This window comes from Niallia circulans NBRC 13626 (genome assembly GCF_001591585.1).
Taxonomy (GTDB): domain Bacteria; phylum Bacillota; class Bacilli; order Bacillales; family Cytobacillaceae; genus Niallia; species Niallia circulans.
Window position 1 is genome coordinate 58142 of record NZ_BCVE01000025.1, and the last position, 8872, is coordinate 67013.

The 8872-nt window shown below is 35.9% G+C and carries 5 protein-coding genes and 1 pseudogene; 1 reads left to right on the forward strand and 5 read right to left on the reverse strand.

The window, feature by feature from the left end:
* Positions 1-14: 14 nt before the first annotated feature.
* The 5 genes from BCI01S_RS21355 to BCI01S_RS21375 all read right to left on the reverse strand — a co-directional run bounded on the left by BCI01S_RS21355 (position 15) and on the right by BCI01S_RS21375 (position 7229).
* The gene (locus tag BCI01S_RS21355) at positions 15-2120 is read right to left on the reverse strand and encodes a peptidoglycan D,D-transpeptidase FtsI family protein (RefSeq protein ID WP_439950977.1); all 2106 of its coding nucleotides are present in this window, start codon (positions 2118-2120) and stop codon (positions 15-17) included.
* Positions 2121-2744: 624 nt separating this feature from the next.
* Positions 2745-3386, reverse strand: coding sequence for a DUF1349 domain-containing protein (locus BCI01S_RS21360; RefSeq protein WP_053215549.1), 642 nt, complete (start codon positions 3384-3386; stop codon positions 2745-2747).
* 230 nt (positions 3387-3616) lie between these two features.
* Positions 3617-4351 (reverse strand): SDR family oxidoreductase, encoded by a 735-nt coding sequence (locus BCI01S_RS21365; RefSeq protein WP_061800997.1) that lies wholly within the window; start codon positions 4349-4351, stop codon positions 3617-3619.
* Between the two features lie 290 nt (positions 4352-4641).
* Positions 4642-6111 (reverse strand): glutamate decarboxylase, encoded by a 1470-nt coding sequence (gene gad / locus BCI01S_RS21370; RefSeq protein ID WP_047940127.1) that lies wholly within the window; start codon positions 6109-6111, stop codon positions 4642-4644.
* A gap of 419 nt (positions 6112-6530) precedes the next feature.
* Positions 6531-7229: an aspartate/glutamate racemase family protein gene (locus BCI01S_RS21375; RefSeq protein ID WP_061800998.1), complete on the reverse strand. Its 699-nt coding sequence runs from the start codon at positions 7227-7229 to the stop codon at positions 6531-6533.
* A 330-nt stretch (positions 7230-7559) separates the two neighbouring features.
* Here BCI01S_RS21375 and BCI01S_RS21380 point away from each other — a divergent pair.
* Positions 7560-8872 (forward strand): annotated as a pseudogene (locus BCI01S_RS21380) (PEP/pyruvate-binding domain-containing protein); the annotation flags it as partial.

Genomic DNA, 8872 nt, shown 5'->3' on the forward strand with positions numbered 1-8872 from the left:
ATTAAACACAATGATTATTCAGAATCTTGCCTCTTTTCCTTTAGTTCAAAGTACGCTTTAAACACATCATTCGCTATTTCTAAATTAACGTGTGATTGGTCTGTTCGTAACCAAGGGACAGTGACAGAAACAGCAATTTCTGGGTGATCATAAGGTGCATACCCTCCAAATGTAATATTCCAGAGCATTAGACCTGGGCTATGTGGTAACGGGCCATTATATAACGCCTGTGCAGTCCCTGTTTTCCCAGCAATCTTATATTCTTTGTTCTTTATTCCATATCCGGTTCCAAGTGGCTCATTCACTACTTGCTTAAAGCCAAGCTGGACACGTTTCATCCACTCTTCCTTCATGTCAATTTTATTGTACACCTTTGGTTCAAATTCCTGAATAATAGGTCCCAATTCATTTGCTTGGTTAGGTTCACGTACTTCCTTGGCAATATGCGGCTGGATTCGATAACCCCCATTTGCAATAGTGGAAATATATTGGACAATTTGTAATGGCGTATATGTATCATATTGCCCAATCGCATAGTCTAATACTTTTCCAGATTCAGAAGGGATTTGACCTCCACCATAACCAATTTGTTCACCAGGTAAATCAATTCCTGTTCTCACTCCTAGCCCAAATTGAGAGAAATTGTATCTGAATGTTTCAATCGCGAACACTTTATCAATACTTAATAGTCCATTGGGAATATAGGTTTGCTGTCCACCTAATTTCATGGCCGTTAAAAACATATATCCATTAGAAGATCGTTTCAATGCATAAAGATCATTAATTGGACCGAATCCTGTCTTATTCCAAGATTTTTTTGCATTCGTTCCTAAAAACTTTAAAGGTCGATCATTAAGTACCTCACCTGGAACAATTGCACCTGTTTGATAGCCCGTTAATACGGTAGCTCCTTTCACAACTGATCCCATTTCATATGAGGTCGTTATATTTCCTAATGCAAAATCATTTACTTCCGTTTTACCTGTTTTTTTATTTTGCTCAAATTGTTTTCCCGCCATGGAAAGAACTTCACCGGAATACGGATTCATAACAGTAACAAATGTTCGATCGAGATAAGGCTCACCAATTCTAGCTTTACCTATTTTTTCTTCAATTATCTTTTCTATCTCACGCTGTAAATCGATATCAATTGAAAGGATTAAATCATCACCTCGTTTTCCTTCTTGCACAACTTCAGACTCTAATATATTTCCGTTTTTATCGATTATGTTTTTGATTTTTTCTTTTTGGCCTTGCAATACATCCTCATATTGATTTTCAATATAACTTTTTCCTACTCGATCATTTCTGCTATAGCCTCTTGCTAAATAATAATCAATAGAATCTTTAGGCAAGCCTTCTTTAGAAGAGGATACTTTACCAACGACCGAGGCTAAAGTTTCATTCCCTTCTGTATCTTTATAAAGATTATAGCGATCCCAATCTATCGTTGTATCAACCCCAGGCAGGGAATCTAGATTTTCACTAATCATTGCAACTTCTTTAGTTGTAGCCTCTTTTTTGATGATCTGTGGTGTCAACGGATATCCGCTACTCATTTCACGATAAATAGCTAATACTTCTAGTTCTTGCTTAGTAAATGAGTTTACTTCTTTACTTGTTATACGGTCTAGGGTTAGCTGATAAATTTTTGCATCGTAATTTTTATCATCTTTAAGCTTTTTCTTGTCAGCTACAGTAATTTTCGCTTCTGCTTCATTTGAGTGTTTTATAATCCAGTAATCTTTTTTATCTCTTTCTGTTATTGCTTTTAAATCCTCTTTAGAATCCTTTTTAATAAATATCGCTAGCTTTTCTGCAATTTTCAACATTTCTTCAGTTTTACTATTTTGTGCTCTTGTGAACGTTATTGCGTTAGACGGCTTATTCCCTACGATTAACTTCCCATTTCGATCTAATATTTCCCCACGCGGCATAGCAATTTTTACAGTTACATTCTCCTTTCTGTCAACTTCCCGCTTATAGTCCTCTCCATTTACTATTTGCACAATCCCAAGCCTTAAAATAAGAAGCGAGAACAGCAAAAAAACAATTAAAAATAATATGTTTATTCGGAAGGAGAAAACAAATGGCTTTGTCCTCTCTTTTTTTTTCTTCAACGGCACCCTCCCTTTCATAACAATAAATATACGTATTTTGACATTTATTCTTCCATATTGGATATAGATTCTCTTTTCTCAAAATACTACATTTGTAGTTTTTCAACCAAAAAAAATTATTTAAAATAATTCGTTAACCATTTAATGATTGTAAAATTCTATAAATAGCTTATTTTCTATATTTAGATTTTCTAAAATTACATTCATCACGCCCCAACTTTTACATTTGTAGTATTTACTATAACATGACTCGTCAAATGATTAAAGTACTTTAATCTATAAAATTTTCGTTAGCTGTATGCTTATTATTTAAAAGGAAGTAAGTCTGTTCATCCATATGAACAGCATTTAAACGACATTTAGCTCTTTAAGCTAAGTATCCACTTGTTGACGTAAATCCGCAATGGTTTTATCTATTTACAAGTAGGTTTTCTCCTTTCTATACTACAATTAACTCCGTTTTACTACTCTAGATTGCTTTAAATCATCCTTCTTGGGCTATACTCCCCCCCGTTAGTATAAGAACAAAAAAGAAGCATTATCCCTTATTGGATCAATGCGCCATAGTAATTCTTTTATCTAATCTAAATTAAATACTTGCAATTTATAGTAAATATCGTTGACTTACAAATATGCAGTTGCTGGGTCATTATTTAGCTCTTCGATTGTTATAAAATCAAAACGAACTTCTTGTTCTCTTCCTTGAGGACTGCAAGCATAGACTCCTGCTAAAACAGTTGAACTATCTGCCACATCTAAGTGGGCAATTCTAATTTGATTCCATACCTCTCCGTCCCACGAAAAATCCATATAACAATTTTGCCCAATTTTGGATATACGGTAATATATTTGCACTTCTTTACAGTCTACATATTGAGTAGACCAATCGGAATAACCTCTATTGGTGACAACTGCACCCAGCTTGCTTAACCCATCTGGTATGTACTCTAGAGACGTTTTCACCCATGTCTCTTCGGAAAATCGAATCATCAGTCCAGCTTGGTCATATTTAGATTTGGGAATAGCTTTAACTCTTGTTGTCATTCTGAAATTCTTGTTCGTTTTGGTAAAGAGAAAATGGCCATTATCAACCTCAAAACCGTAGTGAGTTTTTTGCCAATAGTCGGTTTCTTGATCTGTTTCTAAAACTAGTTGAGAAGATTTCGTGTCTACAAACCATTTCTTTGGTTCACAACGCCACACAAGATTTTCCGTTAAACTCTTACCATCAAAATTCTCGTATAATATCCAATTTTTATTCTTCAATGAATCTCCTCCTAAATAAAATCAAATCTTCCAATTACATAAATCAAATGTTATTTATTCTTAACTATATCACAAATTTATTTAGGTTCTCTATTGGCCTATTGCTACATTACTTCTTTAATCCACTATATATAATAGTAGCGAAAAGCATTTGTTTCTCATTCCAATTAATTAATTAATCAGGCTTCCTAAAATAAAAGGAAGCCTGCACAAAGCTTATAAAAAATGTACTATCTTAAATATCCTCCGTTATTATTATCAAATGTGGCACCAGTATAATGTTTAGCTTTATCTGATAATAAAAAAACAACCGTATCAGCCACATCTTCCGGTAAGACAGGCTTATCAATAAGCTGGTGGCTTAGATACTCCTCTTTTCTCCAATCGGGTATTGTATCCATCATAGATGTATCCACCATCGTGGGCGCAACAGCATTAACTCGAATATACGGTGAGAAATTGATGGCACAGCTTTTAGTTAAACCAATTATGGCAGCTTTTGAGAGCCCGTAAATTGCATCTGAACTGCCTTCAACGCCTGACACGGAAGACATATTTACGATTACTCCATTTGACTTACTTTGCATCAATTTTCTACCAAACATTTGCGAAAAATAAATAAATCCCTTTATGTTTACATCTAGAACTTTATCAATTTCATTTACTTGATAATCCAAGATATTTTTAGCCAAATAAATTCCCGCATTATTAACCAAACCATCTATATCAGCATAGTCTTCATCAATATATACAAAAAATTTATGAACCTCTTCGTAGTTACTTATATCCAAATGATATGTATGTAGATCATAACAGTCACCCATTGACTGTTTTAAACTATGTAAGGACTGTTTATTAATATCGCAAGCAATAACGGAAGCACCTTCATGTAAACATCTTCTGACGCTCTCCTTTCCAATACCGGAGGCTGCACCTGTTATAATAACTTTTCTATTTTCGAGCACTTTGTAAGACTCCTTTCTTTTATTATTTTTCTTATTATCATATATTTCATTGTATTTACTACTATCATAAACTATTTTGTTATTAAGTTATACTGCCAGAGCTAGGTAGAAACATTTCTTTTAAAGCAAATCATCTACGTTTATGTTTTATAAGCTGTATAAAGCATATTCTCCTTTATTGACGTAATCTCTATAAAAAAGTCCCTCCAATAAACTTCTGCTTGGAGGGATCCATCTAAGAATATTAATTTCACTGAGAGTTAGCTCAATTTAAAGACTATAGAATCCATTTAGTGATGAAACCCATTGTTAGACTTCGAATCATGTGGCATGGGTCCGTCTAGAGAATCCAAAAAAGCAACGGTCTGTTTGAGATTCATCAAAAACAGATGCGCGAGATCCATAGAAAATCCATTTCGAACCACAATGCGCATTATCGTCACTTCTTCCATATCTGGAGGTAAAGGATAGGCGGGTACTTGCCAGCCGAATACACGTAATTGTCGAGATAAATCATAAAGATTCCAATTTAATGTGTAACCATCCTTAAGCCGCCAAGCGAAAACCGGAATATCCGAACCATCGGACAAAAGTTCGAACGGTCCCATCTTTTGAATCGCCTCGCTAAGAAAAAGAGCGACTTTCTGAGAAGCTCTTTGAACATCATAGTAGCCACTTTTCCCCAAACGCAGGTAATTGTAATATTGAAGGAGCACCTGTGCGCCAGGACGAGAGAAATTCAAAGCGAAAGTCGGCATGTTCCCGCCTAAATAGGAAACACGGAAGATGAGATCCTCAGGGAGATCTGCAGCTTCCCGCCAAATTATCCAGCCCAGCCCGGGGTATACTAACCCATATTTATGTCCAGATACGTTGATGGATTTCACTCTCGGTAATTGAAAATCCCAGACTAAATCTGGTTGAAGAAATGGTGCTATAAATCCCCCAGAAGCCGCATCTACATGAATCGGAATGTCAATACCTGTCCTCTTCTGCAAATCGTCCAACGCTTTTGCAATAGCAGCAACCGGTTCATAAAGCCCTCTGTAAGTCTCACCGAGAATTGGTACCACACCAATTGTATTTTCATCCACTGCAGCGAGAACCCCTTGAGGATCCAATAGAGGATGATCAGGGCTAACCTTCACATAGCGTGGTTCAACCTCCCAATAGTTCGCGAATTTTTCCCAAACGACTTGAACAGCAGAACTAAACACAATATTGGGGCGATCTACCGACTTTCCTGTGCTTTTGCGTGTGTTCTGCCAGCGTCTCTTTAACGCAAGCCCCGCGAGCATACATGCTTCCGACGAACCAGTTGTAGAAACACCCATAGTCGTGAGAGGGTTGGGCGAATGCCAGAGGTTGGCTAAAATGCGGACACATCGCTCTTCAATTTCAGCTGTCTGTGGATATTCATCCTTGTCAATCATGTTCTTATCGAATGATTTAGTATATAAATGCTCTGCGGCTGGTTCCATCCATGTGCTAACAAATGTAGCAAGATTCAAGCGAGCATTGCCATCAAGAGCAATTTCATCATGGACGATTTGATATGCTGTTTCTGGTAACATGCCTTTATCAGCCATGTGAAAACGCGGAACGTCCGATTCCCCTTCACGGGCAAATAAAGGATTTACCGATAATTCTTGCGGCAGCTCCTTTTGCACATGATGAGGTAGACTTTGTGAATTATCTGAAATCATCTCTTTTTCTTCGTATGTATCATTTTGAAGTTCTGCTTTTCGATGGTGTGGCATAGATGTCCCCCCTTAAATAAAATGGTTTAACCATTATATTATTTACTAAAAAGCATTTATTTTATTCTAATTAAAGGTTCTTCCACCACTCGGATTAAAGATTATTAACGTAAATCATTTAACTTAAATAACAACACAGTCCTTTTCTAGCAAAAGTAAGGTTTTACTTAATAAAAGAATGCTCCAGAAGTTACCCAAGAATCTTCTTTTCCTTCAACTGAAATAAAAAACGTCTAATTCCTTATATATCAGGTTTTAGACGTTTTTATTAAAAATCTTTGAAGCATTAATATGTATTATACAAATGCACTCTATTTGTGAATATAAAATTATACTGGATAATTTAAAGATCTATATTCCCCTTCGTACAACTATTTATCCGCTAAATAAACCACCCTATAGTTGAACACGAATATCACCTATTTAAAGGCTAAATATCTTTCTACTAAACTTTTAGCAAGAATTTTTGATGAATCGAAGAAATTTAAAGATGTATAAGATCCACAAAAATATAGATCAGTACATACACAAACTACATCAGTTACACCATTTTCTACAAGCTCCATTTCTATGTTTTTCCATTGTTGAATAAGCTCTTCCATTTCGCGATTCTGTTTAACATCATAAATTAATTGATCAACCTGGCTTTGAATATGTTCTGTCCAATAAATATCTTTATTATTATTATGTAGGTAAGGCTGGTATAGCTGATTTTCTACTGTACTTCTGGTACCAATTAAAGCGACTTTTGAACTTTGGACACCAATAGCGTTTATTGTTTCTTGGATAATATTAAGAATAGGTATATTGGTCATCTTTGTCATATCCTCATAAAATTGATGGACTACATTACAAGGAACAGCAATAAAATCGCAATTAGCTTCTGTTAAAGACCTTATTCCTATTTGTAAAGATTTCACCATATCTTCTTTAATAATAGGTTCTTTTGGATGAAAGGGTGTAGGTAATGAATAAATAATCATATGGGGAAAATCAATGTCATTTTTTGCACCATATTGTCGCTCGCATTCATCTAAAACCGACTCAATAAATGGAGCGGTCGAACGTGGACCCATCCCCGCCAAAATACCGATTCTACAGAATTTATTACTTAGCATTATGAATCTCCTCCTTATTTCTTGTCCATTATATATCATGAGATAGCGTTTTTTTCATACACCTATTGTTCAATTAAAATACGATACTTCATTATTAAGTATCGCACAGTGTGTATGATAAAGGCTTAATATCTCCTATTAACTATTAGAACATAAAGCAAAAAAAGTTAAATAAGAAATGACATGAATTAAGTTATTGTAAGGCTAGATTTTATTTTCATAGTACCCTCTATATTAATTAGACCATACAAAAAATGGTTATTATAGACTATTTATTCTCCTTTATTACTGCTAAAATCAATAGAACATTAATGGTTAGGAGCGATGCGGATGAGTTCTTTGGTACTCGATCTAAAGAAAGTTGGAAAAACAGAACGTATGCTTGTTGGTGGGAAAGGAGTCCATTTAGGGGAATTATCAAAAATTCCAGGAATACAAGTACCCGATGGATTTTGTGTGACAACAGTAGGCTATCAAAAAAGCATCGAACAAAACGAAATGTTTAAAGCATTAATAGAAAAGCTTACATGCTTAAAAGTAGAAAATCAAAAGCAAATAAGTCAGATTTCTAGGGAGATTCGACAAATCATCATGGAAACGGATATTCCCTCCGATGTTGTTAGTGAAGTTGTCACTTATCTCGCCCGTTTTGGTGAAAAACATGCATATGCAGTACGTTCTAGTGCAACTGCTGAGGATTTGCCGCATGCGTCTTTTGCCGGCCAGCAAGACACTTATTTAAATATCATCGGCAAAGAAGCCATCTTGGAGCATATCAAGAAATGTTGGGCTTCTCTATTTACAGATCGCGCTGTAATCTACCGAATGCAAAATGGATTCGCCCACCAGCAAGTTTATTTATCTGTGATTATTCAAAGGATGGTTTTTCCACAGGCTTCTGGGATTTTATTTACAGCTGATCCCCTTACCTCCAACCGAAAAATACTATCGATTGATGCCAGTTTTGGACTTGGAGAAGCGCTAGTCTCTGGCTTGGTATCAGCCGATAATTATAAGATTCAAGAAAATGAAATTGCCCATAAAAAGATCGCTGCCAAAAAGTTGGCTGTAACTGCTGTTAAAGATGGCGGAACAAAGACGCAAGCGATTAATCCTGAGCAGCAAAAGACACAATCACTGACTGATATGCAAATCTTGCAACTGGCACGCATCGGAAGAAAGATTGAAGATTATTTTGGCTGTCCTCAAGATATTGAGTGGTGTTTATTGGGATGATCAGCCGTTACTTCGTTTACAAGCAGGCCATATTGAATGAAGCTACCCAGCTCGTGCAAGCGGGAGTTATTCATGAAAAAGAAGATATATTCTATCTCACTTTCGAAGAACTCCATAAAATAGTACGCACAAATAAGCTGGATTATCAAATTATCAGCAAGAGAAAGGAAGATTACAACATATATGAAAAGCTGACTCCCCCGCGTGTGATCACATCTGATGGCGAAATCATTGAAGGTAAGTATAAACGTGAAAATCTCCCAGAAGAAGCAATTCCAGGTCTGCCAGTTTCTTCAGGAATTATGGAGGGCCGCGCTCGCGTTATCTTAAACTTGGAAGACGCAGATTTAGAAGATGGAGATATACTAGTCACAACCTTTACGGACCCTAGCTGGACACCATTGTTT